The organism is Micromonospora sp. CPCC 206061 (assembly GCF_036906915.1).
In the GTDB taxonomy this organism is placed as follows: Bacteria; Actinomycetota; Actinomycetes; order Mycobacteriales; family Micromonosporaceae; genus Phytohabitans.
This window is the reverse complement of the sequence record NZ_JBAKHX010000043.1, coordinates 40217-63996: the sequence shown is the minus strand read 5'-3', so window position 1 is coordinate 63996 and position 23780 is coordinate 40217. Positions and strand designations below refer to the sequence as shown.

Below are 23780 nucleotides of genomic sequence, written 5' to 3'. Positions count from 1 at the left end.
CTGTCCGCCGGTCGCAAGTAGACAGTTAGCAAGATCCAGTTACACCGTTATCTTGACAGTCCCGATATTCCCGGCTGGGCAGCAGCAGGGTCAACGGGAAACGCGACTGGTTGGATGAGTCGGGCAGTTGCTGGGTCTCCAGCGTGAACGCCGATGATGAATTCGCGCGGCGGGTTGATTTCTGTACGTGCCCAAACGTTGGCGGACTGCGAGGCGGATGCATGAGCATCGCTTACGCGACCACATTGGAACCGCGGTGTCTTCGGGTGGCGGTTCTGCCTCGCTGGTGCGTGGCGGTGCTCGCAGGCGGCGGTCCGCGTGGCGCCGCATCCGGGAGACGTTAGGAATTTGTCCTATAGGCCGCAACTACTTGACTGGCGCCGTCGTTTAAATCGATGTTTCGTCGGTCATAGTGCGGGGTGATATGGGCGTCGAGCTGTCTCCGGTGGATGTGACTCTGCGATCGGCTGGTCAGTCGGGGTCGATTCCGACTCAGGTTGGCGCGGCCGGCCCCGTTGGAGCTGGCTGGCGGAGCCGGTGGGCCGACGCGCTGTTTCCGTTGGCGCCGGCGCGTCCGCTCACGCGGCGCAAGCTCTGGCTAGCGGGTGGTGCCGTGTTCGCCGGCGTTGCTTACTCGGTGGGGCGCGGGCGAGGGCCGGGTGCGCTCGACTCGATTTGGGCGGAGGATGGGCACGACTTCCTGGGGGATGCTGCCAATCTGGCATCCCTCGATGCCATTACCACGTCTCTGAACGGCTATTACCATCTCTATGCGCGACTGTTGGCCGAGGTGACCACTCTTTTCCCGGTCAGTTGGTGGGCGGCGATTAACACGTGGTGGGCGGTGCTGTCCACGGTGGCCTTGGCCGTTCTCGTATATGGGGCCAGTGCTGCGCACCTCCGCGATTCGTATTTGCGGTTGCTCGTCGCCGCGCCGCTTGTGGTGCAGTTCGTCGCGCATGGCGCCGCTGCGAACAACGTCGCCACCTTGCAGTTTCCCGCGTTGTACGCGCTCTTCTGGCTTCTCTTGCAAGTTCAGACTCGCCGCCTCGCGAGGATTGGTGCGCCGGTAGTCGCCCTGCTGATAGCACTTTCAACGACGCTGGTCGTGGCACTGATTCCCCTGGCTGTGGCGCGTGTCGCCCTGCGCCGTGACCGCGCCGGTGTGCTCCTTGCTGGCGCTCTCTTCGCGGGTGTCGCTTTCCAGCTGGCCGGCCTGGCCGCCGGCGATGCGGACCGCGGGGGCATCGGTTACCTGCGAATTGATCCTCTGTGGGTAATCCATGAGTTCGTGCGTGTCCAGCTTCCGGTCTCGGTTCTCGGCGAGGCGTGGATCCGAGGCAAGGTGGTGCATCATGGTGAGCACCTGGCGCTGATCCTGCTGGCGTGGGGCGTGGTGGTCGCCGCTGCCGGCGTGGCCGTATCTCGGCGGAGCCTGCCGGTCTGGCCTTTGGCCGCGGTGGCAAGCGTGCATGCGGTCGCCATCTTCGGCGTCCAGGTGACGCTCATCGGCAGTGTGCCCGATCGTTATCTGGTGGCGTCGATGCCGCTAGTAATCGTGGTGCTTGTTGCGCTGATGCGCCCGACGCGGCCGACCGCCGCCGCTCCGATCGTCGCGCTCTCGACGCTGCTGGTCGTCGTCTCGCTGGCCAACTATCGGCTCGACAGCACGCGCACCAAGCGCGTGCCGTCATGGACGGCGCAGGTGCGACAGGCCACCGTGCGATGCAAGGCCGAGCCGTCTCTGAGCTCGATCGTCGTGTTGTCCGGTCCCCGGCACAATATCTGGGGGACAGTCCGGCTCCCATGTGACCGTCTGCGCTGACGCATGGGCGCCGTCGTCGCGGCGGCCGATGGCGATGGGCGGTGGCGCAACTAGAGCCTTCCAGCCGAGCCAATTCGACCACGCCCAGTGACCGTCATCTGCGACCTGCCCGCCAACGTCATCGTCGCGATATGCGCCAATCTGCCGACTTGCGATGACCCCTTCTAGCAGGACACACCCAGGCCCGATTAAGGGCCAGTGCGCGCCGCTCGCCGAGGCCGTTGTCGACGAGGTTGCCTATCGTTCGTTGGTCCTGGGCTGATCGGCGGGGGAGCGAGGAGAGCCGGTGAGCCTAGAGTCGGTTGTCGTTGACGGCTTGGGTGACCCAGGGGATGACCTCGTCGAGCATGTCGTCGAGTGACGTGGTCGCCTCGAAGCCGAGCACCTCGCGGGCCTTGCGGACGTCGGGGACGCGCTTCTGGACGTCGTATTCGAAGGGTTTGTCGCAGACGTAGCGGAACGGGACGTCGGGGCCTTTGATCTTGCGCCAGATCACTTCGGCCAGTTCTAGCACGGTGGTGGACTCGGCGGTGGAGAGGTTGAAGTCCTTGCCGACCGCGGCCGGGTGTTCCATCGCGGTGACGATGCCGCGGGCCAGATCGCCGCCGTACGTGTAGTGGCGTACCTGGTGGCCCTCGCCGAGGATGTGTAGCGGGTCCTGGCCCTTGACGATCTTCTGTACGAGGTCGGGCACCACGTGTGACATGGCGAGCTTGACGTTGCCGGAGAGCACCTCGGCCTCGCCCAGCGCGCGCCCCTCGCCGACGCCGACGCAGTTGAACGGCCTCACGATCGTATATGGCAGCTGGTACTGCTCCCAGGCTGCCCGCGCGTAGTACTCGACGGCCAGCTTCTGGAAGCCGTATGAGGACAGCGGCGGTGGGATGGTCCGCTCGTCGCCCTCGGCCGACGGCCAGTGCGTGGTTGACTCGAACACCATTGACGAGGACATGTAGGTGACCTTCTGCAGCCGCCCGTCGCGGTGCGCGGCGATCGCCGCGTCGCAGGAGGCAGCCATGATGCGTTCGTTGGTGGCCAGCAGGTCGTACGCGTACGTGTGGAAGTAGGAGATCCCGCCGATCATGGCGGCGCCGGCGATGAAGTGGTCGCAGTCGGTGAGGAGTTTCGTCATCAGGTCGACGTCGCGGGCGTCACCCCCGACGAAGTGGTAGCGCGGGTTGCCGTCGTAGCTGTGGGTGACCGGGCCGTACTTGGAGTAGTTGTCCAGCCCGACCACCTCGTGGCCGCGGTCCAGCAGCTCCTCGACCACGTAGCCGCCGATGAAGCCGGCCGAACCGGTTACCAGGATCTTAGCCAACTGCGTTGCTCTCCTCACGAATCTGCTCTTCCGATGGGATCTCACGTTGTGCCACGATCTTCGCCGCGGTCAGCTTGCGGCCGAAGGCGAAGAAATACCACTTCAGGTAAGAGGGCAGGAACCGGCCGAGGTCGAAGCGCGACTCGCCGAGCTGCCGGTCGAGCCAAATGGTCGGGATCTCCGCCACCGGCAGCCGCAGCCGGGTGGCCTTGGCGGTCAACTCCAGGCCGATCTCGAAGCCGGTGCGCGACTCGATGCCGACGTCGCGGACGAACTGCGTGTCGTACGCCTTGAAGCTGTTCGTCGCGTCGCGCGTGCCGACCCGGGCGAACGTGTGCAGCGAGCGCCCCGCCCACCGCGACATCATCCGCTTCAGCCGGGGGCCGCCGACCTGCTGCCCGCCAGGCATGTACCGCGACGCGGCCGCCACGGCGACGCCCCGGGCGACCAGACGGGCCAGGTCGTCGATCTGCCGCGGGTCGTTCGACCCGTCGGCCATGGTCACCACCGCCACCGGGGCGCGGGCCTGGTCGATGCCGAACCGGATCGCGTTGGCCGGGCCGAACCCGTAGGTGTTCAGCAGCGGACGCACGCGCGGGTCGACGCGGGCGACCTGCTCCGCGTATGGCACGGTGGTGTCCTCCGGCATGTCGTGCACGATCAGGATCTCGGCAGGCAGTATCACGTCGCGCAGGATCCGGTCGAGGTAGCGCAGGATCGCCTCGCCCTCGTTGTAGACCGGGATGACCACCGAGACGCGAACCTTCATACCCGCACGCCCCGCCCGGTGAGGCCCCACATGTCGATCACCGGCTTGTCCGTGACTAGGTCCTGGTACTGCGCATGCGGGCAGGCGATCACCAGCAGGTCCGCCCGGTCCAGCACCTCGTTAAGGGGCAGGAACCGGTCGTCGGCGATGTACGGGTCGGTGCACAGTGTCTCCCGCGCCTTCAAAGAAATGATCTTGCGTAGTTTGTATGCCAGCGACTCGCGCGGGTCGTCGCTGCCACCCTTGAACGCCATACCCAGGATGCCCACCGTCGCAGACGGCAGGTCGAACTGCTCCTCCAGCCGCGACACCAGATAGAGCGGCAGGCCCTCGTTGATCAGCATGGCCGAATGACCCAGCACGAAGTTGTTGCGGTTGAACGCCGCCAGCTGCATCGTGTCCTTGAACAGGCACGGCCCGGCCGCGAATCCCGGCATCGGCAGGTCGGCCGCGCGCGGATAGTCGTACGTGATGGCGTGCCGGATCCGCGCGTAATCCAGTCCGAAGTCGTTGGCCATCATCCAAAACTGGTTGGCCGTGGCGAACTTGATATAGCGCCACGTGTTAGTGAACAGCTTGGCCAGCTCCGCCTCCTCCGGCTCCAGCGTGACGATCTGGTCGGTCAGGTGCCGGAACACCTTCTCAGCCCGCTGCACCGCCCGCGGCGTACGGGCCGCGACGATCTGCGGCAGCTCAAACAGCTCGGTCATCGCCTTCCCCTCGGCGATCCGCTCCGGGCAGAACGCCACGTCGACATCGATGCCCTTGCCGGCCAGCAACTTCTCGGTGAGCGCTGTCACACCCGGGTACACAGTGGACCGCAACATGACCAGGTGCCCGTCACGGAGTTGGTCGGCGCAGCGTTCCAAGGCCCTCGGCACCGCGCCCGGATCGGGGTTCAGGTGCTCGTCGACCGGCGTACCGACCACCACGACGACGTGCTCGGCGGAGCCCACCGCGACCGGGTCGGCCGACGCCCGCAACCGGCCGTCGGCCACCACCTCGGCCAGAACCGGACCGGCGCCCTCCTCCTCGAACGGCAGCCGCCCTGCGTTGACCGTGTCGACTACGGCAGCGTTGATGTCGTACAGCGCCACCGACAAGCCGCGCGACGCCAGTGCGATGCCGAGAGGAAGACCGACCCGGCCACATCCGCCGACTATGCAGACGTCTGTGGTGAATTGTGTTGCTTCGACCATAGGACCGGATTATGCCGGTCACGCCCCGCACAGGACAGCGCCCACGCGGCCGACCAGGCGGTCAGGTGCATCTGCTCGCGGTGATGGACCACGCCACCGGGGCGGTGCTCGGCCAGGTCCACGTCGCGGGCAAGACCAACGAGATCACCGCGTTCCGGTCGCTGCGGCGCGGCCTCGACCTGACCCGGACTGTCTTGACGGCGGACGCGCTGCACACCCAACACGAGCACGCCGACTGGCTCGTCCACACGAACAACGCCGCCTACATCTGTATCGTGAAACGGAACCAGCCCGGCCTGTACCGGCAGCTCGAAGCAATTCCGTGGCAGCAGGTCTCCGCCGGCGACGACACACCCGCGCCCGGGGCCCACGGCCGGGACGAGATCCGCCGCCTGCAGGTTGAGTGGCGGCGACTGACGAGATCCGACGCCGATGACGACCGCAAAATGGGTGCACTGGAAGACCGTGCCACTAACGCGGCGGGCGGCAGGACGGTCGTTCGTCTGGCTCGACGACGAGATCACCGACGCTAACCGGCAGTGGCAAATCAGGGGCACTTTCACGTTATCAAATACCGTCCCGTAGCCCACATGGATGAGCGTGTGAGGCTGGCGGTGCCGCGAGGTCCAGAAGTAGCATGTCGGCCATGCAATGGAGTACCCGCGTCAATGATGCACTCGCGAAGACTACGGGATACATGATCGTCCGCAACGGAGCCCCCAAGGCTGAGTTTCCCGCCGACTACGACGAGATGGCGCGCCCTATTCTGCGTTCCGCACGTCCATATACGATGACGCGGAAGGAAAAGTCGTACGCTCTCTACCTCGCCACCCGGTACGTCGTGCAGCACGACATCTCCGGCGCGATCGTGGAGTGCGGGGTATGGCGGGGCGGCAGCATGCATGTGGTCGCGCGGACGCTGCTCTCAATCGGCGATACGTCGCGCGATCTCTACCTCTTCGACACCTTCGAGGGAATGACACCGCCGACCGATAAGGATCGCACCTACGGCGGCAGGCCGGCCGCCGATCTGCTGGCCAGCCAACCGAAAACGGCGAGGATCTGGGCAATCGCAAGCCTCGAGGACGTAAAGCAGGGTTTCGAGGCGATTCCGTACCCACAGGACAGGATTCATTACGTCAAGGGCGCCGTTGAGTCGACGTTGCCCGCGCAGGCTCCGGACAAGATCGCGATATTGCGCCTGGACACGGACTGGTACGAATCCACCCGCCATGAGCTCGAATCCCTCTACGAACGACTGGCATCCGGTGGTGTTTTGATCATCGATGACTATGGTACGTTCCAGGGCGCTCGGCAAGCGGTCGACGAATTCGTCGAGAAAACCGGCGCACCCCTACTACTGGTACCCATCGGGCCAGGGCGGATCGCGGTCAAACCGTAGACGGTATGCAGGTGACAAAGTTTCGATCCACGGGTGAAAAGCCGGTGGTAATCGGTGAGGTCGCAGTTCCTCCAGGCGCGTGACGGACGTCCGCGCCGTCACGGCACCTGGATGAAGCACTCTTCGGCGTTGAGTCGCCGGTAGGTGTCGGCGCGGTCTTCGCGGTAGGCCAGATGGGCGCCGAGTTCGGCGTCACCATCCAGCTCACCCCAGACCAGGCCCGCGACCTGGCCGAACCGCTACGCCAGCACCGACAAGCCGCCAGCGAGCCGCAATCAGATCACCGCATGGTCAGGTTGGTGCGCCAGTAGGCGGCGACCAACTGGGCCGGCGCAGTCCCAGTCGATGAAAGCCACGGGAACGCCGCCACGGTAGACGGTGTTCCACGGGCCGAGGTCGCCGTGTGAGACGACTCGTGCACGGCGCCGGACCAAGAGCCCATCGGGCGCAGCAACCGCCCGCCCCGCCGGACGACGCCGGGCGTCATCCTCCCCGCGGGAAGCGGAACATCCACCGCGTGTCCGGGCTGTTCACCTTCCACCCGGCCAGTATGGATCAACACCTCATCCTGAACGGCGTCCGCATTTAGCCGCAATGCGCTCGTCTCCTGGAGAGGAGCAGTTGCCGGTCGACGTCCGGATGCGGTGATGTCGGGGACGTGGTTCGGCAGCACCGCGCGAGTTTGACGCCTTGAAGATGGGATGATCGTCGGCGTGCTGTCGCTGCCTCAACCAGACGATCTGAGCTCGCTCGTCCTGCGAACCGACTTCACGGACGACGCTGCCTGGGTGGAGATCCAGACCGTCATAGGCACCGACGGTGCGACCTATGTCAGCGACAACCGCTTCCTCGGCGTCACCATGCAGGCCCTGGTCGATGCCGACACAGCCGCGGCCGACGACGACAAGCTGACCTACCTATTCATTGCGGATGCAACCACCATGAGCGACCCCGAGCGCCCGCTGCTCGCTGTCGATCTGTACGACGAGCCCGGTCGGACGTTCCGAGTGCCGCCCCGATGGTATGCCGACGTCTCGGCCAACCTCAGCATCGCAAACATGGACTTCAACGAGTTCGCCGACGCAGTGGACGAGTCCGGCACCTATCGCGGTTTCGACGGCGTGTAGCCCCGATCTCCACGGTAACGAGCGCGGATCTGCCGCTGGTCGATCGTTGCCTAACGTTATGGAGATCTGAAGGCCCGACGCTCGGTCATGCCGATGTGAGCGCCCTCGATCATGCTAAGTTGACCGTGTCGAAGCGGGGCGATGAATGCGATTCGGCTTCGCTATTGACGCTGAACGCTAACGGTGAAATCCGTTGCCGCCGGAGTGACTGGTCTGCCCTCGCTATCCACGAGTCGGATGATGCGGAGGCCGGCTTCTGCACACATCGACCGGAACTGCTCGGGGAAGTACCAGTGTAGGATCCATTCACGTTCGGCCTTCTCGGAACCTACCGGAGTGATCCGCTCGTAGAGTGTCATGGTGGTGCGGGTCCGTGCGGCCTTGTCATAGCTCTCCGAGACGGGTGTGTATCGCAGGAGCGCGCCGTCTTCCCCGACAGCCTCACGGGCAACCCCCAGTTCCTCCTGCGGTGTGGGCCCGGGGATCCACAGAGGTATGAGCGCCACACCGTCCTCGGTCAGGTGGTCGCGGATAGCACGTAGCGTCTGCAGGGCAGTCGTGTCGTCGGGCAGGAGGTTGAAGGTGGGACCCGCGAGGTAGATGGAACGGAACCGTCGGGGTACTGCCAGTTCCTGCATCAGCTGTCGATGGAGAATGACGTCTACGCCGAGCGCTGCGGCGTTGAGCCGACACCGTTCGAGCATGTCAGCGGAGGAGTCGACACCTTCGACCTCCAAACCTCGACGTCGCAGCGTGAGGAGGGGGTTACCATCCCCGCACCCGATCTCCAACGCTGGTTGCCCTGTGGCTTCGACGAATGCGACGTATGGCTCGGGGTCGAAATCCGAAGATTTGAGCCTCGCGTACGCCTCAACAACTAGACCTGTATAGAAATCAGCCTCATTCATGACGGCACCAGGATACTAGAACCGAGACTTCCTCAACTGCCGCAGACCGCTCGCAACCTGCTGCTCCCGGGGTAAAGCTGGCACCCGGCCCGGTCGAGTCTCATGCGTGCGGAACGTGGAAACCCCGTCAGGTCCATCACGTGTGGTGTGGTGGTAGGCCGACCGTGAGGGAGGCGGAATCCCGTGGCGGGAACAGGACGCCCAAGAAGCGAACGCCGGCAGCTGAAAGGCAGCGGGAAGGCGAGATCGCGTGACACATCGGCCCTTCTCGCCGGTGGGTTCACGTGTAACTGGCCGGAGACCGGGCCTGCCGCCCGGCTGCGAAAGCAGGCTGACGTGTGGCGGGTGAGCCTTTGAACAGCGATGGCGGCTCTCGGAGCGAACGGACCGGAGGACGAGGACCTCGGCTGGGACACGGTCGCGTGGCCCGTGCACGAGGGACAAGTACGGCGGCTACGGCAAAGGATCTTCAAGGCGTCGAAGGTCGGGGACCTGGCTGCGGTCAGGAACCTGCAGAAGATGATGCTGCGGAGCTTGTCGAACACGCTGGTCAGCGTGCGGCAGGTGACGCAGCTCAATGCTGGTCGCGCGACCGCTGGGGTGGACGGGCAGGCCGCGTTGACCTCCCGCGCCCGGATGGAGGCAGATTTTCGGATACGCGGACAGATCAAGCATGGCCCACCATGAGGTAGTGATACGTACCTTCCTCTCGCAGGTCGATCCCGAGATGGGCTACATCGAGTAGGCATGACATGCACTGGCCTCCCACACCACATCCACGAGGTGTGTATTGACGTCCCTCTCAGCGGAAGTCCGCCGCGTGGTCCACCGCCCACTCCCGGAAGGATCGGGCCGGAGTGCCCGTGATGCGCTCCACTTCATCGTTGACGGGCTCCGGTTTGTCGAGCATCTCCGCCTGGGCCGGCATTACGGCCTCCACCAGCTCTGCCGGGTAGCCCGCGGCCTTCATCTGCTCGATGGCCTCGTCCAGTGCGATTTCCTCGAACCGCACCGGACGCCCGATCGCCTCGCTGATCAGCGCCACCTGCCGTTCCTGGGTGATCAGTTCGGGGCCGGTGATCAGGGGGCGGGAGCCGAGCAGGGTGTCGGTCGTTAGCGCCTGAACGGCGACCGCGGCCATGTCCGCCTCGTGGATCAGCGGGCGGGCCAGCCTTGCCAGCGGCGCCCGTACCGTACCGGTAGTGCGGATTTCCTCCGCCCAGCCCAGCGTGTTGCTCGCGAATCCAGTGGGCCGCAGCGCCGTCCACTCCAGGCCCGATGCCTCGATCAGCCGCTCCAGCTCCGTGTGGAACATGGTGATCGCCTCGCCCGGCTTCTCCTGCCCGCTCCCGACCCCTTCGGACGACAGGTACACCACCCGTCGGGCGCGCTTCCCGATCGCGTCGATCACGTCCGACGCGCCATCGGCGCTCAGGAACGGCCACACCAGGAAGACCGAATCGACGCCTTCCAGAGCCGTGTCCAACGACGCGGGATCACCGAGATCGCCGCGTACCGCCTGCACACCTTCCGGGAAGTCCGCCTCCCCTCTCACCAGCGCCCGCACGGGCACGTTCGCCGCGTGCAGTTGGGTCACCACCGCGCCGCCGACATTTCCCGTCGCGCCGGTCACCAGGATGCTGGACTGTGTCATCGGAATCTCCTCGTCTAGCCGTTCGATGACACGACTCTCGTACATCAACCAAGGTTCAGGTCAAACACTGGCCGGCCGGAGCGGCCGTCAGGTGCTGTACCAACTGACCAGCGCGATCTCGACCACTTCGACCCCGCCGCCTGAGCCGGCGTCATCCTGAGGGCACCGCCTCATTCGAAGGTGCGCGGCCCATGCTGGCTGCGCGCTTACGTCGCCGGCTATGAAAATCTACTGTCCGGTTGGCAGCGCGCGGTGATAGACAGCCACAGTGGAAAAGACCCTGGAGTTTCCCGATGTTCTGCGGCTGATCGACGAACGATCGACCGCCTTCCGCGCTGCGGTCGCCTCCGCGCCCAGCCTCGACGCGCAGGTGCCGACCTGCCCCGAGTGGACGCTCTTCGATCTGGTGAAGCACCTGGGCGAGGGGCGCCGCTCCTGGGCCGCCACCATTGCCGCTGGGCCTACCGCCGCAGCCAAGTCCACATCGGAAGGTGCCCCGGCTGCGCCTCGGGAGCGCGAGGCCCTGCTGGCCTGGTTGGCCGTATCGACGCAGGAGCTTCTGGTCGCACTGCGGGAGGCCGGCCCGGATCGTGGTTGCTGGACGTGGTGGGGTACGTCGCAGTCGCCGCAGACCTGTGGTGCCGTCGCCCGGCATCAGCTCCAGGAGATCGCGGTGCACACCTACGACGCCCAACTCACCGTAGGCACGCCGCAGCCGCTGCCGGAGGAGGTGGCACTCGACGGTGTCGAGGAGTTCCTGTCCACCTGCTGCGCAACGACGACCGCCTGGCCGCACGAGCCGGCTGTCGTCGATTACCACGCCACCGAGGGCCGCTCGTGGCGCCTCTGGCTCTCCGCCGACGGCGCACGGGCTGGCAGCCTCCCCATACCCGGCACAATGCCCGCCACCGCTTGCGGCGAGGACCCGGACGCGGCCGCCCGGGGCGCGGCCAGTGAACTGGTGCTGCTCTTCTACGGCCGCATTCCGCTGGACTCCCTGAAGCTAGACGGCGACCGACGTCACTTCGACCTGCTCATCGCTTGGGACCCGGATGAGTAGGACGTGACGATGCACCATCTCCTACGCCCCGAGGGCGTAGGGAACCGGAACCGCCCAGCCGACACCGGCGCGATGCGGGCGATTGCGGCCACCGGGGCTCGCACTGGCGGGTCTATCTGCCTGGGACGTCGGAGCCGGTGTTTCGGATCGGACAGCGGGCCAGCACAGCTGCCCACCTGCAACACGTCCACCTGGGCGACCACAGCGACTATGCCCGCGAGCCGGCGGCGAACGGGACGAGTCAGGTCATGGTACCAAGGTGAAGTCACCCTCGTGATCGACTGAACGTCGTCGTCTACAGGCAAGGAGCACACATGACAGGCAGGGATTTGGATGTGTTCGTTGGTCGTTGGCAGTCGCGGGGGCGCACGCTGCCGGCGCCTGGCCTGCCGATCGTTGGGACCGACGAGTATGAGTGGTTTCCCGGGAACGGCTTTCTGGTTCACGACGTTGACGTCACGATTGGCGGGGAGCAGGTGCGGGTCATCGAGTTCATCGGCGATGCCGCCTCGCCCGAGGGCGGGCCGTTCCCGATGCGTTCCTTCGACAACCAGGGTGTGTACAGCGAGATGACCGCAACGGTCCAGGACGGCGTGTGGACCTTCGCGTACGAGTCGGCGCGGGCGACCGTGCGGCTGGGCGACGACGGCACGACCATGACCGCGTTCTGGGAGCGTTCGCAGGACGGCCGGACTTGGCAGCCGTGGATGGAGATGAGCTTCACCCGGCAGAACTGACCGCGCGAGGATGCCGGCGGGGCCGGCGATCAGGAAGGTCGCTGGTGCTGAGGTGGCGTCCAGGAGCAGGCCGCCGACCCAGGCCGAGCTTTTGACCTGATCCCGAACGGGAAGGGCCGTGCTTGTCCTCGCCGCGACCAACCTGGGCGAGCTCCCGCCGCCATGGCCGACCGAAGACTTTTTGCCGGCCACGTCGCCTCTGGCCACGCCATCCACAGCGCCGAGCCCGGGCTGGTCATCAACGAGATACAGCGAGTGCTCGAACGCGTGTGTTGAGGTGCAGCGGCAATCCGTAGCGACAAGATTTCGCCGGAAGTCGTCCACCCGGCATGGCGGGCTCGCGGGACGTTCAGCTCGCGAGACGGACCCGTGCCCACGCCACGATGCGCTCGGTGACCCAGCCGTCCATCGGTCTGGTGAGCTGACTTCGGTACCGCCACAGTCCCGGCGGCCCGGGGTCGCGGCGTAGCAGGTGGGTGAGGTCGGTCGGCACTTCGCCGTCGAACGGACCGGTCACGAGCCGGCCGATGTGCGCCACGTCGGCCGGGTCGACCTGGACGTCCTTGCTGCCGGTAATCGCCAGCACCGGCCGGTCGATGGCGGCCAGATCCGGACCCGGGTCGTGGGCCATGTACTCGCGCAGCCATCGGTCGGTGAGGCGCGAGCGCGGCATCCGGTCGTGCCGGTCGGCGGTGGACCCGCGGACCCGGTCGCGCTCGCGGGCCTGACGGCGCGCCAGTATCGGGCCGAACGGCCGCAGCGGGCGTGGCAGCGTGGTCGCGATCCGGTCGCTCTGCCAGGCCATCACTCGTTCGCCAGGCTGTGCGGCACCCGCGAGCAGTACATACCCGGTGGGCGTTGGAGCGGCCCGTACGAGGTTGGCCGCCAACACCGCTCCAGTCGAGTGCCCGACTACGAAGATCCGCTCCGGGTCCACCGCAGGGTGGGCACGCAGCGCGGCGAGTGCGGCTGCGGCGTCGCCGCACTCGTCGTGGAAGCCGGTGCTCAGGTAGTCCCCGCCCGATGCGCCTACGCCCCGCTTGTCGTAGCGCAGCAAGACGCAGCCTTGGTTGGCCAGTGCCATCGCGAGCGCCGGGCCCAGTCCCAGCGCCATCCCGGGCATAGCGGAGTTGCGGTCGATCGGCCCGGAGCCGTTGATGAGCAACGCGGACGGGTGGCGGCCGTCCCAGTCGGGTCGGGTGAGCGTGCCGGCCAACAGCGCTCCCGCGGCCGGGATCTCGACAATCTGCTCCCGCAACGATCCTCCCTTCATTCTCACTTCTGAGAATCATCGAGGCACAAGCTAACATTCTCGATCGTGAGAATCAACGCCGCCCCGGCGCGACCCGGCGCTGGAATCGTGGAGACCGTGCTGCATCCGGTCCGGCTGCGTATCGTGCACGCGCTCATGGACCGCGAGCTGACCGCACGCCAGCTCAGCGGCGAACTCAGCGACATCCCGCAGGCCTCGCTCTACCGACACGTCGGGCGCCTGGTGGATGCGGGGGTGCTGCGAGTGACGCGCGAGGATCGGGTGCGCGGCGGCACGCAGCGCACGTACACGGTGGTCGAGACTGCGGTCGCCCTCGGCCCTCGCGACTTCGACGCCGCCTCCCCTGCCGACCACCAGCGCTACTTCGCCGCGTTCGTCGGCGCGCTGGTCGCTGGGTTCGAGCAGTACCTGCGGACCACTGGCGCCGCCCCCAACCGCGACGGCGTGGTATACCAGCAGATTCCGGTCTGGGTCACCCCGGCCGAGTCGCGCCAGCTCGCCGCCGCGATCACCGACCTGCTGCGCCCCCTACGGGCACGGACAGGTGGCCGGCGGCGGCACCGGACGACGTTCGCGATGGTCCTGCACCCCGACGCGGCCACGTAACGGGCATCCGCCCATGCCGCGATCCGCTCGTCGCCGGGAGGATGCCTCGATCGGGGCGGCGCCGTTCCAGGATGCAGCTCGACAACCGCTAACTACACGCCGTCTCAAAGCTTGGAGGACGCCATGGCGATCATGCGCTGGCACCGGACACTGGCCACCGTTCTGGCGGCGGGCCTCGTCGCCGGTTGCGACGGCGGCTCGCCGGAAGCCGGTGACGTGACCGCCCGGCCCCAGGCGGGAGGCCTGGCCGTGGAGACCGTCGTGGCCGGGATGGAGCACCCATGGGACATCGGCTTCCTGCCGGACGGGCGCATCCTGCTCACCGAGCGGCCGGCCCGGTTCCGGCTGGTGGCCGGCGGCACGGCGAACGAGGTGCGGGCCGACCTCACCGATGTGTTCGTCGCCGGCGAGGGCGGGCTGATGGGCCTGGCGATCCATCCGGACTTCGCCCAGACTCGCGAGTTCACCACCTGTCAGACTCGCCAGGAGAACGGTCTGCCCGTGGACGTGCGCCTGGTCACCTGGCGGCTGTCGCCGGACGCGGCGGCGGCAACCCGGGTGCGCGATCTGCTGACCGGGCTCCCGATCAGCACGGGCCGGCACTCGGGCTGCCGACCGGCGATCGCCGCGGACGGCGCGCTGCTGGTCGGCACCGGCGACGTGGCGCGGCCGTCGCACCCGCAGGACCGGCGCAGCCTGGGCGGGAAGGTGCTGCGCGTCGACCTGCGCACCGGCGAGGGCCTGCCGGACAACCCGTTCTCGTCGTCGTCCGACGCCAACGAGCGGCGCGTCTACAGCTACGGCCACCGCAACGTCCAAGGCGTCGCCGTGCGGCCCGGGTCGGGTCAGGTGTTCACCGCCGAGCACGGGCCGAGCGGGTTCGACGAGATGAATCGCATCCGTCCCGGCGGCAACTACGGCTGGGACCCGTCGCGCGGCGGCACCGTTCAGACGTACGACGAGAGCGTGCCGATGACCGACGTCGAACGTTTTCCCGACGCGGTCCTGCCGCTGTGGACATCGGGCCAGACCTCGACAGAGGCGCCGTCCGGGGCCGCGTTCCTCAGCGGCACGCAGTGGGGCCCGCTGAACGGCCGGCTGGCCGTCGTCGCGCTGCGCGGGCAGAAGACCCTGCTGTTCCAGCTTGACGAGGCTGGCGACCAGGTGACCGACCTGGCGTTGCCGACCGAACTCAACGACGCCTACGGCCGCCTGCGCGGTGTGCGGGGAGGCCCGGACGGCGCCCTTTACATCACCACCTCGAACGGCACCGACGACCGCCTGCTACGCGTCACACCCCGGACCTGACGCCGCAGCGATCCGGTCCTCAGAGGGCCATGAGCGCGGCATCGATGCTTCTGACCGCGAGAGCCCAGCTCGCGCCAAGCGTCCCGACGGATCAGAGACGGGTTATCTGACCGGCGTGGTGCACCCCTGAGGCCATGAGGCGGAGGGCCGGTAGGAGTAGGGCGGCGCCGACGATCCCGATCGCCGTGCGCACGCCGACGGTGTCGCTGAGCGGTCCGCTCGCGGCGGCGGCGAACGGTGTCGCCGCCCATGCGGCCCAGCGGAAGGTGGCGGTTACCCTGCCGAGTAGGTGGTCGGGGGTGATTGCCTGGCGGCCGGCGACGAGGGTGACGTTGTAGACCTGCACACCGAAGCCGACGACCAGCGCGCTGCCGGCGAGCGCCGCGAGGGAGACCGGGCCGCGGCCGGTGACGAGTGGTACGAGGAGGACGGGCGCCCCGGCGAGGAGGGCGGCGCCGACGATCGTACGGCCGAAGCCGAGCCGGGCACCGACCTTCGCCGCGGTGAGCGAGCCGAGCAGCGCGCCGGGTCCGGCCGCGGCGAGGATGGCGCCGAGCGCGGCGGGTGGCATGCCGAGGTCGCGGACGACGTACAGGGTGACCAGTGGCGTGCGCAGTGCGTAGAAGGCGTTCAGGAGCGCGGACGAGGTGGCCATCGGGCGCAGCAGCGGATGGTGGCGTACCGCCGCGATGCCGTCGCGCATCTCCCGGAGGACGCCTGCGCGCGGCGCGCGGGTGTGCGGCGCTACCGGTCCCGGTGGGCGGATCGTGACGACAAGCACGGCGGCGGTCAGGTAGGCGGCGGCGTCCAGGGCGATCACGGCGCTGGGCCTGATCACGCCAGCGAGTGCACCGCCCAGTGCGGGTCCGGCGGCCATCGCCAGTGAACGGGTCGCCTCCAGCCGGCTGTTGGCGGCGAGGAGGCCGTTCCGATTCACCAGGGCAGGCAGCAGGGCGGGCGCGGCGACATCGAAGCCCACCTTGAGGAGGGTGGCGAGAAAGTAGGCGACCACCAGCTGGGTCATCGTCAGCACGCCGGTTGCGGCGGCCAGTGGCACCCAGGTGTACAGCAGGGCCCGCCCGGCGTAGGTGACGGCCATCATGCGCCGGCGGTCGACCCGGTCGGCGAGCACGCCGAACAGCGGCCACGCGAACGCCAGCGGGGCCGTGCCCGCGCCGACCAGCAACCCCAACTCGGTGGCGGACGCGTCGAGTTCGACGACGGCTACGAGGGGCAGCGCTACGAACGACACGTACGTGCCGAGGTCGGACGCTGATTGGGCAGTCCACAGGCGGGCGAAGGCGGATGGCATGGCTCCACGGTCGGCGAGCGGCCACGCACTGGTCCAACACCTGTTCGCGCAGGATCAACGCGTTTTTGTTGTCACCAACCGTGCTTCGGGCTCGGGCCGCCAGGCGCCGGCGGGTAGCTCCAGCCAGCGCTCGTCGCGTGCGGCCCGCCGGGCCGCCGCCACCAGCGCGTCCAGTCCCGGGTGGCGCAGGTCCGACCGCCAGAGCATGCTCCACGGGTACAGCGGGACCGGATCGACGATCGGGCGCAGGACCGCGCCAGGGATCGCTGGCTGCGAGCTAAGCGCCAGAACGCGCGTGCCGTGGCGGCGCATGCGGTGGGCGATCTCGTCCACGCCGTACGCCGGTGGGTGTTCGGGCTCAAGCAGGGCCCCGCCCGCGGCGGCGAGCTGAGCGCCGGCGTCTGTCCACTCGGGCGAGGCCTGGTTGCCCGCGTGGAGGCAGAGCGTCAGCCCGCTAAGCTCGCTGAGCGCAATCGCGTCGCGGGTCGAGAGCGGGTCATCCTCGGGCAGCAGGAGGGCAAGGGGCTCCCAGCGCACGAGCTTGTGCGCGAGGTCTTCGGTGAGGTTGCCGGGCGACCGCCCGAACGCGACGTGGAGCTGGTGCGAGAGGAGCAGCGGTACAACCGTCCCCAGCCGGGCATGGAACGTCGCCGCGAACTCTACCGCCGGTGCGGCCTGCCGAGCGGCGGCCAGCATGAGCGCAGGCGTCAGCTTCTGCCCCACCACGTTGACGAACAACGGTGCCGTGCCCGCGCGTACCTCGCGCACGGTCTCGTCGTGCAGGGCGAGCAACTGGCGGGCGCGGACCAGGAGCCGGACGCCAGCCGGGGTGAGCGTCACCTGCCTGGTGTCCCGGTCGAGCAGCCTCACGCCGAGTCGCTCCTCCAACCGTCGGATGTCGCGGCTGACTGCCTGCTGCGCGACGAACAGCCGCTGTGCCGCCCGGCTGAAGTGCAGCTCCTCCGCGACGACGACGAAGTGCCGCAGCAGCCGGAACTCCAGCTCGTCCGCCATGGCCAAGATCCTGCCAGACCCGGGAGGCGCTCGCGGTCTACAACCAGACTGCGTGGATCTTCGTGTTTCAGGTGTTGGACCGGGCCGCACGTGGGGAGAGGGTGAAGTCGGCACGCTGGCAACTCGACTTAGCCAACGAGCTCGTGGCTGGTCGGACCACTTCTAGGCCCCGAGTGTCTCCAATTTGTGGAAACGTGCACCTGACTCGCCATCGACCTGGCCCGCAGCCGCTCTGGGTTGCCTGTGTGGCTCTGCCACTCAAATCAGGCCGTAGAGCTTTCTCAGATCGAGCAGATGATGGCCGTAGACCCGACGCTGCCGCAGGTCAAGGATCAGCACGAGGAACACGTTCGCGGTCTCGCATCGGATGAGCACGTGCTGGAAGTTGGTAGCAGGCATCGTCAGGGCGTCCGTGACCGTGCCGTCCGAGAAGTCGTGACCGCCGAAGTCCTCGTCGGGAATCGAGTCGAAGTAGGCCCAGAAGTCGAAAGGCGGCGCGTCGTCCTGCCCGATCCGTGCAGGATGTGGATCCATGGTCGCCAGGAACTCAGCCTCGGTCAGACGGGACATCAAGACAGCATGCGTCTCACCCCGAGTGGATACAACGTTCCCCTGATGGACGACATCCGCATCTGCCGCGAACACCCTGATCTAGCCGATGACAGTGCCTTGGCCAGCGATGTCCGCTTCATCGCGACGATGAATCTCGATCAGTTCCTCGCGGTACCGATGATCCGCCAAAGGTAGTTCATCGCGCACGGCGGCTGATCCGTCGACCAGCGGCGGCAGCGATCCCCGGGCCCGCGCGAGATACAACGCTTCGTCCAGACGGTCTTGGGACAGCACACGGCTGCAGCCTCGTGCGGCCGTTGAGCGAGCGCGGCGACTCTAGACGTCCGCAATTGCAGCCGCAAAGTAGGCCAAGGTTGGTGAAAGGAGAACCGACATACGTCCAGAACGGGGTGAGGACCTCGCGGCCGTGACAATCGACCCGATAGTGCTCGATAAAGCTGTTTTGTAGTGGAGGTGGATGCTGGTCGCGGCTTCTTTCCCGGCCGGCGGCGTAGGGCTCTTGACGTCCGAGGCCCAGAGGACTGGACTGGATTCAAAGGCGGCGAGGCGACTCCGTTATAGGGGGTGCGGCGATGACAACCATGGAGACCTTCAACCTCCTCCAGCCATACCAGATCGCCGAGGAGACGTTCGTTATCCCGTGGGCTCTGGAGGCTCCGCCCGTCGGTCATTTCCCGATGAATTCGATGGTGATTCGCGGCGCCGAGCCGGTGCTCGTGGATACCGGGGCGCCGGCGGTGCGGCCGCAGTGGTTGGAGGCCGCCTGGTCCATTGTCGATCCGCTGGACGTGCGGTGGATCTTCCTCACTCACGACGATCGTGACCACGCGGGCAATCTCTTACCGGTCCTCGCGGCATGCCGGAACGCGACGCTGCTGACGACCTGGTTCTCGCTTGGGCGCATGGCCGAGGAGTGGGAGACGCCTATCAACCGGTGTCGCTTTGTCAACGATGGCGACGCTGTTGACGTGGGCGACCGGACCTTGGTCGCGAAGCGGCCTCCGCTGTACGACAATCCGACAACTCGTGCCCTGTTCGACCAGAAGACCAGTGTCTTGTGGTCGGTGGACACCTTCGCTACGAACGTGCCCGCTCCGATGCCCGAAGTCGAGGAGCTGTCGGACGCGGAGTTCCGGGATGGTCAATTTTTTGGCGGTCGCCTGGTCTCGCCGTGGTCCGGGTTGCTGGATAACCAGAAATTCGGGGCGGTGGTGGACGACATTCAGCGGCTGGACGCTGAGGTCATCGCTGGTTGCCATTCGCCGGTTCTGCGCGGGCGCCGGATCGCGGAGGCGTTCGATCTCCTCCGCCAGCTTCCTGACATTCCGCCGTGGCAGGAGTTCACGCAGGCCGACCTCGACCAGTGGATGGCGGCTGCCGAGGGGACGGTCCCACCCGAACAGCCGCGACCGTCAGCGACGTGATGGCCTTATCGCGTCGAACGAGTGCTGCCTGATTTAGCCGATGAGACACCGCCGTAGCGGGTAAGCGGATGCCTGCACGTTCCGGCGAGGTGGTGGCCCTTGTGTGCACGCAGGGGCCGGACGAAAAAGGCTGTCACGCCGTAGACTCCGGCGATGGTCGCCGGCCGGTGGGTGCTCCTGGTGTTGATGGTCCTGGTCGGTCCGCTGCTGTGGTGGGCCGGCGTGGCCGACACCGCTTCCGCCGCCTACGCCGCGGCCACGCCGGACGACGCCGACGGGCGGTACTTCATCTCCAACTACGACGGACCCGGCCGATTCACCGCCGGGTTCTTCGCCTTCATAAATCTGGTACTGCTCGCGGTCCTCATGCCGACCGCTCGGCAACTGCGGACCACACGCACTGGCGGCTTCGTCCGCGTAATCATCACATCGGTCCTCGCGGTCGGCCTGGCCTGGTTCGAATACGTATTCAACCCGGTTTCGACGAACTGGGGCGGTGACCCGGATGGGTGGTCGATCTTAGATGTTTGCCGAAGTCAGTGATCTGTCTGAATCCAGTACACCGAGACAGCGATGAGGGTATCGGGCCTTCGCGCAAGACCGTGCTGTGGTCGCCGCAGGTAAGGGTGCCGGTTCAGAGCAGCGCGTACTCGACCGTCGACGCCGCTGCGGCAGCGGTTTGCCAGGCCAGCAACGTAGCCACGGCGGCGGCTACGACGATGATGAGTCGTTTGACGGTGCGCATGATGGGCCTCCCTTGAATCAGCGGCATCGCATGCCACGTGACCGTTCATCCTTGCTGACTTCCGACGGGCGGGAATGGTCCATCCAGCCAGGGTCATCCCCAACGAGATGGGGAGACATCAGTGCTCCCTCCATCGATGTATCGACCAGACCGCGTCAGCAGCTGGAGTTGGTCTGCCTCAGCAGGCCCAGCCGCCAGGGCAGGAGGTTGTACGGGCCGGTCGAGTTGGGGTTCATGCCCTGGTACAGGAACCGCAGCTTGCAGGGGCTGATGACCAGGTTCTGGTCGATGCCGCTGCGGATCATCTCGCCATGGCTGAAGTCGTTCGTCCAGTCGCTGCCTTCGTGGGTGACGTTGTTGTGGCGGGCGAACGGGTTCTCCTTGGTGTCGGCCAGCGGGGTCCAGGGTCCGGAGGCGCTCGAGGCGGTCCAGGATCGGAACATCCGGCGGCCTTCGCCGATGGCCTCGACCAGCAGCAGGTACTCGTTCGCGGCGCCCAGTCGGTACACGTTGACGCCCTCGAACAGCCAGAACTTGTTGGAGTCCTGCATGGCGATGACCGGGTTGGAGAAGCCGTTCGGGAAGTTCGCCACCGTGGTCTGTGCGCGGTACAGCTGGCCGTTGTCGTCGGAGGAGTACATGTGGCAGTTCACGGTGTCGCAGATGATCCAGAAGTCCAGCCACTGGCCGTTGCCCATGTTGTCCAGGACGATCCGCGGCGTGCCCGAGTAGAACCGCGTGGGCGAGCTCCACGACCGCGGATTGCCGATGTCCGAGGTCGTCGAGTAGGCCACGTTGTTGCCGATCTGGTAGATCAGATACCACCGCTGCTGCGGCGCGAAGTAGAACACCTGTGGCGCCGCCTTGTAACCGGTGCCGATCGCGGTCGTGTCGAGGAAGTGCAGCTGCGCGTCGTCGGCCTGCGACCAGTCGGTGAAGTTCAGGTACGCCAGGCTGTAGGACTGATTGGTGTTCACGACGCTGACGAACACGTGGTATCTGCCGTTGTGGTATACCACCGACGGGTCCTTCACGGACACGATGTTGTGAGTGGCGTCCGGTTTCGGCGCGATCAGCTGCTCGGTGGAGCTCCACTGGAAACGCGACGGCAGGGTGCTGCTGCCGGCTCTCGCCGCTTCGAGGTAGTCGATGTTCGCCAGGCCGTCGGCAGTGGCGGCCGCGAGCCGGATCGTGTTGCTTCCCGACTGCACGGGCACCGAGACTGTTGTGATCGCCCAGTGGCTCCAGGCGCCGGTGGGCTCGAAGGGCACTCCCGACTGGACCACGGTGCCGTTGGCGCTGAGCACCGCCGGCCGGTTGATGCCGGTCCCGTTCGCGTACTTGACGCCAATCGTGAAGGTGCCGGGGCTGCCGGCGTGCACGGTGAACTGCACCCCGACTCCTACCCGGTTGGGGGGATTGCAGAAGCCGCTGCCGGAGAATCCGGAGTAGTTCGACTCGATCGTGCCCTCGCATGCGGCGTTCTCCGCCTCGTACCGCGCCGACTGCGCGTGGGCGCTCGGCGCGAGCACCACACCGGCGGCGGCCAGCACCGCCGCCACCGGCATGACCGAAAGCCTCAGCAACCGACTCATGAGCACTCCTTCACGCAGAGGCATCGGCATCGATATAGACCGATATTGCAGTGTGTCAGAAAGAATCGATAGACGCAAAGACTGTTTCGGGGCATCATGCTCGAGGGTGCGGCGCCGGCATGGGCACCGCCCGACGTGGAGTCCTCGTAGCAGCCTGCTCCGCCTACTGGACGTCGAATAGCTCCATGCATGGCTCCACGCGTGATGCGGTCTCACCTTGAGTCCCCAGCACTCCGAAGGGCCGGTCGTCGATAGTGATCGGGACGGCCGCGCCGCTCAGGAGGACGTGTCGCCGAACTCGCGCACCCCGTCGAGGTCGAGAGTGATCCGGCCGTTCTCGACCCATGCGCCGGTGGCGGCCCGCCAGCTTCGGTCGTCACGCTCGTTGATGGCGCTCCAGCTCTGCCGGTGGAAGCGCAGGAAGATCGGTCCGGATGAGGCGCCGGGGGCGAGGACCGCACCGGGGATGGTCAGCTCCACCCAACCCGGGATCGGCGTACCTGGTGGGGGAAAGGCGGTCGGCGTCGGCGTCGGTGTGCCGCTCGGCCCGCTGGGCGGCGGCGGTGGCGCGGGCGGCGGAAAGTACTGCAGGGTACGCCGGACCCGGTCGCAGCCGAGCGCCGCCCAGTCGCAGTTCAGCACCAGGTCGGTGTTGCCGCCCTCGAAGGTCAGGTGGTAGCGCACCAGGACGTGGTTGAGATCGAGCGGCTCGTTGCCGGTGTTGACGATCTGGAGTGCGTAATGGATCTGGTTGTTCGCCGGGGACCAGTCCAGGTTGAGGTAGCTGACCTTCGCCCGGCCGTACGCGGTGCGGAGGTTGATCTCGGGCGAGTTGTCGGAGTAGGCGTTGATCGCGTACGCGCCGATCGCGATCCGGTACTCGGTGCCGGGTGCCAGGTCGGTCACAGTGAGGGTGGTAGCGCTCGTGCTGCCGAGGTTGCGATAGACGTTCGCGCCGAGCAGTGCCCGCACCTCGTAGATGATCGGGTCCTCGCCGGGCGGGTCGGTGGCCCAGTTCGCGGGCGCCCAGGTCAAGGTGAGGGCGTGCGGCTCGTTGGCCAGCACGACCGGGACACCAGGGGTGGTCAGCCTCGGCGGATCGTCGGCCCGGGCGACGTCGACGGCGAGCAGGCTCAGCAGCGCGGCGAGGAGGGTGACGGCGGTGACGCGGCGGGCACGCATGCCGAGGATGGTATTGACCACATGTACGTTTATCAATGCGGGGATTCCGACTCCGCCTTAGCGGGATCGGTGCGCCGCGGGGTGACCAACCCCGACTCGTACGCGACGACGACCGCCTGGGCACGGCTGGTGATGCCCAGCTTGGCCATCGTGCGATTGACGTGCGTCTTCACCGTGGCCTCGGCGATGGTCAACTGCTCGGCGATCTCCATGTTGGACATCCCTTTACCGACCAGCGTCAGCACGTCCACCTCGCGGCCGGTTAGCCCGTCCAGTTCCGTTCCGGCGCCGGCCGCGGGCGCCGCGCGCCCGGCGTACGCCCCGATCAGGCGGCGCACCACGCTCGGCGCGAACAGCATGTCCCCGGCGGCCACCGTGGCGATGGCCGCCAGCAGGCGCTCCGGCGGCGTGTCCTTGAGTAGGAAGCCGCTGGCTCCGGCGCGCAGCGCGTCGTAGACGTACTCGTCCAGGTCGAACGTGGTAAGCACGATGACCCGGGGTGGCCGCTCCCGGCCAGCGGCGAGGATGCGTCGCGTCGCGGCGATCCCGCCGTCGCCGGGCATCCGGATGTCCATCAGCACCACGTCCGGCCGCGTTGCCGCGCACAGCGTCACGGCACGCTCCCCGTCGGACGCCTCGCCGACCACCTCTATGCCGGGCGCCGCGTTCAGCAGGGCCACCAGGCCGGCCCGGATCAGGATCTGGTCGTCGACCACGAGCACCCGCAGGCCGTCGCCCGTACCGGCCGC

The 23780-nt window shown here is 67.1% G+C and carries 25 protein-coding genes and 1 pseudogene; 13 read left to right on the top strand and 13 right to left on the bottom strand.

Annotation, left to right across the window (positions count from 1 at the left end):
* Positions 1–613: 613 nt before the first annotated feature.
* Entirely contained in the window at positions 614–1825 is a 1212-nt protein-coding gene (locus tag V6V89_RS25665; protein WP_334621897.1) for a hypothetical protein, read from the top strand.
* A 292-nt stretch (positions 1826–2117) separates the two neighbouring features.
* Here the strand turns inward: V6V89_RS25665 and V6V89_RS25660 are convergent, their stop codons facing one another.
* The 3 genes from V6V89_RS25660 to V6V89_RS25650 are packed head-to-tail and all read right to left on the bottom strand — an operon-like array spanning position 2118 to position 5111.
* A complete protein-coding gene (locus V6V89_RS25660; RefSeq protein ID WP_334621896.1) occupies positions 2118–3143 on the bottom strand; it encodes an NAD-dependent epimerase/dehydratase family protein in 1026 nt (341 codons plus the stop codon).
* Positions 3136–3912 carry a glycosyltransferase family 2 protein gene (locus V6V89_RS25655; protein WP_334621895.1) on the bottom strand — a complete coding sequence of 259 codons (777 nt, stop codon included), beginning with the start codon at positions 3910–3912 and terminating at the stop codon, positions 3136–3138. The genes V6V89_RS25660 and V6V89_RS25655 overlap by 8 nt, the downstream gene beginning before the upstream one ends.
* A complete protein-coding gene (locus tag V6V89_RS25650) occupies positions 3909–5111 on the bottom strand; it encodes a nucleotide sugar dehydrogenase (protein ID WP_334621894.1) in 1203 nt (400 codons plus the stop codon). Before V6V89_RS25650 ends, V6V89_RS25655 begins: the two co-directional genes overlap by 4 nt.
* A 65-nt stretch (positions 5112–5176) precedes the next feature.
* Here V6V89_RS25650 and V6V89_RS25645 point away from each other — a divergent pair, with 65 nt between their 5' ends.
* The 3 genes from V6V89_RS25645 to V6V89_RS25635 all read left to right on the top strand — a co-directional run bounded on the left by V6V89_RS25645 (position 5177) and on the right by V6V89_RS25635 (position 6824).
* Positions 5177–5644, top strand: coding sequence for a transposase (locus V6V89_RS25645; RefSeq protein WP_334621893.1), 468 nt, complete (start codon positions 5177–5179; stop codon positions 5642–5644).
* Between the two features lie 113 nt (positions 5645–5757).
* The gene (locus V6V89_RS25640; RefSeq protein WP_334621892.1) at positions 5758–6513 is read left to right on the top strand and encodes a TylF/MycF/NovP-related O-methyltransferase; all 756 of its coding nucleotides are present in this window, start codon (positions 5758–5760) and stop codon (positions 6511–6513) included.
* Between the two features lie 173 nt (positions 6514–6686).
* Positions 6687–6824: a hypothetical protein gene (locus tag V6V89_RS25635; protein ID WP_334621891.1), complete on the top strand. Its 138-nt coding sequence runs from the start codon at positions 6687–6689 to the stop codon at positions 6822–6824.
* Here V6V89_RS25635 and V6V89_RS41830 read toward each other — a convergent pair.
* A pseudogene (locus V6V89_RS41830) lies at positions 6789–6965 on the bottom strand (phosphotransferase); the annotation flags it as partial. The gene V6V89_RS25635 and the pseudogene V6V89_RS41830 sit on opposite strands and share 36 nt — an antisense overlap.
* A gap of 249 nt (positions 6966–7214) precedes the next feature.
* Between V6V89_RS41830 and V6V89_RS25630 the strand changes: the two are divergent.
* On the top strand, positions 7215–7640 hold the full coding sequence (locus V6V89_RS25630) for a DUF6924 domain-containing protein (protein WP_334621890.1): 426 nt from the start codon (positions 7215–7217) through the stop codon (positions 7638–7640).
* Between the two features lie 161 nt (positions 7641–7801).
* Here the strand turns inward: V6V89_RS25630 and V6V89_RS25625 are convergent, their stop codons facing one another.
* Positions 7802–8548, bottom strand: coding sequence for a class I SAM-dependent methyltransferase (locus V6V89_RS25625; RefSeq protein ID WP_334621889.1), 747 nt, complete (start codon positions 8546–8548; stop codon positions 7802–7804).
* A 363-nt stretch (positions 8549–8911) separates the two neighbouring features.
* Here V6V89_RS25625 and V6V89_RS25620 point away from each other — a divergent pair, with 363 nt between their 5' ends.
* Positions 8912–9235, top strand: coding sequence for a reverse transcriptase N-terminal domain-containing protein (locus tag V6V89_RS25620; RefSeq protein WP_334621888.1), 324 nt, complete (start codon positions 8912–8914; stop codon positions 9233–9235).
* Positions 9236–9350: 115 nt separating this feature from the next.
* Here the strand turns inward: V6V89_RS25620 and V6V89_RS25615 are convergent, their stop codons facing one another.
* Entirely contained in the window at positions 9351–10202 is an 852-nt protein-coding gene (locus tag V6V89_RS25615; RefSeq protein ID WP_442935213.1) for an NmrA family NAD(P)-binding protein, read from the bottom strand.
* A 268-nt stretch (positions 10203–10470) separates the two neighbouring features.
* On the opposite strand from V6V89_RS25615, the gene V6V89_RS25610 reads away from it, so the two are divergent.
* Positions 10471–11262 (top strand): maleylpyruvate isomerase N-terminal domain-containing protein, encoded by a 792-nt coding sequence (locus V6V89_RS25610; protein WP_334621886.1) that lies wholly within the window; start codon positions 10471–10473, stop codon positions 11260–11262.
* Positions 11263–11576: 314 nt separating this feature from the next.
* Entirely contained in the window at positions 11577–11999 is a 423-nt protein-coding gene (locus tag V6V89_RS25605; protein ID WP_334621885.1) for a hypothetical protein, read from the top strand.
* Positions 12000–12348: 349 nt separating this feature from the next.
* Here the strand turns inward: V6V89_RS25605 and V6V89_RS25600 are convergent, their stop codons facing one another.
* Positions 12349–13257, bottom strand: a complete 909-nt coding sequence (locus V6V89_RS25600; protein WP_334621884.1) for an alpha/beta hydrolase family protein — start codon at positions 13255–13257, stop codon at positions 12349–12351.
* Between the two features lie 60 nt (positions 13258–13317).
* Between V6V89_RS25600 and V6V89_RS25595 the strand changes: the two genes are divergently transcribed.
* On the top strand, positions 13318–13878 hold the full coding sequence (locus V6V89_RS25595) for a helix-turn-helix domain-containing protein (RefSeq protein ID WP_334621883.1): 561 nt from the start codon (positions 13318–13320) through the stop codon (positions 13876–13878).
* A gap of 123 nt (positions 13879–14001) precedes the next feature.
* Complete coding sequence (locus V6V89_RS25590; protein ID WP_334621882.1) at positions 14002–15186, top strand: PQQ-dependent sugar dehydrogenase; 1185 nt, start codon at positions 14002–14004, stop codon at positions 15184–15186.
* A 91-nt stretch (positions 15187–15277) separates the two neighbouring features.
* Here V6V89_RS25590 and V6V89_RS25585 read toward each other — a convergent pair whose 3' ends face one another.
* The 3 genes from V6V89_RS25585 to V6V89_RS25575 all read right to left on the bottom strand — a co-directional run bounded on the left by V6V89_RS25585 (position 15278) and on the right by V6V89_RS25575 (position 18082).
* Positions 15278–16498, bottom strand: coding sequence for an MFS transporter (locus V6V89_RS25585; RefSeq protein ID WP_334621881.1), 1221 nt, complete (start codon positions 16496–16498; stop codon positions 15278–15280).
* 54 nt (positions 16499–16552) lie between these two features.
* The gene (locus tag V6V89_RS25580) at positions 16553–17512 is read right to left on the bottom strand and encodes a LysR family transcriptional regulator (protein WP_334621880.1); all 960 of its coding nucleotides are present in this window, start codon (positions 17510–17512) and stop codon (positions 16553–16555) included.
* A 258-nt stretch (positions 17513–17770) separates the two neighbouring features.
* Positions 17771–18082 (bottom strand): hypothetical protein, encoded by a 312-nt coding sequence (locus V6V89_RS25575; protein ID WP_334621879.1) that lies wholly within the window; start codon positions 18080–18082, stop codon positions 17771–17773.
* A 45-nt stretch (positions 18083–18127) separates the two neighbouring features.
* Here V6V89_RS25575 and V6V89_RS25570 point away from each other — a divergent pair, with 45 nt between their 5' ends.
* The 3 genes from V6V89_RS25570 (at position 18128) to V6V89_RS25560 (ending at position 20052) form a co-directional block, all read left to right on the top strand.
* Positions 18128–18259, top strand: a complete 132-nt coding sequence (locus V6V89_RS25570) for a hypothetical protein (RefSeq protein ID WP_334621877.1) — start codon at positions 18128–18130, stop codon at positions 18257–18259.
* Positions 18260–18657: 398 nt separating this feature from the next.
* Positions 18658–19509, top strand: coding sequence for an MBL fold metallo-hydrolase (locus tag V6V89_RS25565; protein WP_334621876.1), 852 nt, complete (start codon positions 18658–18660; stop codon positions 19507–19509).
* A gap of 153 nt (positions 19510–19662) precedes the next feature.
* Entirely contained in the window at positions 19663–20052 is a 390-nt protein-coding gene (locus tag V6V89_RS25560; RefSeq protein WP_334621875.1) for a hypothetical protein, read from the top strand.
* A gap of 357 nt (positions 20053–20409) precedes the next feature.
* On the opposite strand, the gene V6V89_RS25555 is transcribed toward V6V89_RS25560, so the two are convergent.
* From V6V89_RS25555 to V6V89_RS25545, 3 genes are all read right to left on the bottom strand, one after another.
* Positions 20410–21849 (bottom strand): non-reducing end alpha-L-arabinofuranosidase family hydrolase, encoded by a 1440-nt coding sequence (locus tag V6V89_RS25555; RefSeq protein WP_334621874.1) that lies wholly within the window; start codon positions 21847–21849, stop codon positions 20410–20412.
* 276 nt (positions 21850–22125) lie between these two features.
* Positions 22126–23031, bottom strand: a complete 906-nt coding sequence (locus V6V89_RS25550; protein ID WP_334621873.1) for a cellulose binding domain-containing protein — start codon at positions 23029–23031, stop codon at positions 22126–22128.
* Between the two features lie 32 nt (positions 23032–23063).
* Complete coding sequence (locus V6V89_RS25545) at positions 23064–23759, bottom strand: response regulator transcription factor (RefSeq protein WP_334621900.1); 696 nt, start codon at positions 23757–23759, stop codon at positions 23064–23066.
* Positions 23760–23780 lie beyond the last annotated feature (21 nt).

What these genes read in the sequence shown, in the direction of transcription:
- V6V89_RS25615 (WP_442935213.1), bottom strand. Translation starts at nt 10,202, where the DNA reads ATGACACAGTCCAGCATCCTGGTGACCGGCGCGACGGGAAATGTCGGC.
- V6V89_RS25650 (WP_334621894.1), bottom strand. Translation starts at nt 5,111, where the DNA reads ATGGTCGAAGCAACACAATTCACCACAGACGTCTGCATAGTCGGCGGA.
- V6V89_RS25605 (WP_334621885.1), top strand. Translation starts at nt 11,577, where the DNA reads ATGACAGGCAGGGATTTGGATGTGTTCGTTGGTCGTTGGCAGTCGCGG.
- V6V89_RS25655 (WP_334621895.1), bottom strand. Translation starts at nt 3,912, where the DNA reads ATGAAGGTTCGCGTCTCGGTGGTCATCCCGGTCTACAACGAGGGCGAG.
- V6V89_RS25590 (WP_334621882.1), top strand. Translation starts at nt 14,002, where the DNA reads ATGGCGATCATGCGCTGGCACCGGACACTGGCCACCGTTCTGGCGGCG.
- V6V89_RS25555 (WP_334621874.1), bottom strand. Translation starts at nt 21,849, where the DNA reads ATGAGTCGGTTGCTGAGGCTTTCGGTCATGCCGGTGGCGGCGGTGCTG.
- V6V89_RS25630 (WP_334621890.1), top strand. Translation starts at nt 7,215, where the DNA reads ATGATCGTCGGCGTGCTGTCGCTGCCTCAACCAGACGATCTGAGCTCG.
- V6V89_RS25620 (WP_334621888.1), top strand. Translation starts at nt 8,912, where the DNA reads ATGGCGGCTCTCGGAGCGAACGGACCGGAGGACGAGGACCTCGGCTGG.
- V6V89_RS25575 (WP_334621879.1), bottom strand. Translation starts at nt 18,082, where the DNA reads ATGTCCCGTCTGACCGAGGCTGAGTTCCTGGCGACCATGGATCCACAT.
- V6V89_RS25580 (WP_334621880.1), bottom strand. Translation starts at nt 17,512, where the DNA reads ATGGCGGACGAGCTGGAGTTCCGGCTGCTGCGGCACTTCGTCGTCGTC.
- V6V89_RS25635 (WP_334621891.1), top strand. Translation starts at nt 6,687, where the DNA reads ATGGGCGCCGAGTTCGGCGTCACCATCCAGCTCACCCCAGACCAGGCC.
- V6V89_RS25565 (WP_334621876.1), top strand. Translation starts at nt 18,658, where the DNA reads ATGACAACCATGGAGACCTTCAACCTCCTCCAGCCATACCAGATCGCC.
- V6V89_RS25550 (WP_334621873.1), bottom strand. Translation starts at nt 23,031, where the DNA reads ATGCGTGCCCGCCGCGTCACCGCCGTCACCCTCCTCGCCGCGCTGCTG.
- V6V89_RS25640 (WP_334621892.1), top strand. Translation starts at nt 5,758, where the DNA reads ATGCAATGGAGTACCCGCGTCAATGATGCACTCGCGAAGACTACGGGA.
- V6V89_RS25585 (WP_334621881.1), bottom strand. Translation starts at nt 16,498, where the DNA reads ATGCCATCCGCCTTCGCCCGCCTGTGGACTGCCCAATCAGCGTCCGAC.
- V6V89_RS25625 (WP_334621889.1), bottom strand. Translation starts at nt 8,548, where the DNA reads ATGAATGAGGCTGATTTCTATACAGGTCTAGTTGTTGAGGCGTACGCG.
- V6V89_RS25560 (WP_334621875.1), top strand. Translation starts at nt 19,663, where the DNA reads ATGGTCGCCGGCCGGTGGGTGCTCCTGGTGTTGATGGTCCTGGTCGGT.
- V6V89_RS25570 (WP_334621877.1), top strand. Translation starts at nt 18,128, where the DNA reads ATGGACGACATCCGCATCTGCCGCGAACACCCTGATCTAGCCGATGAC.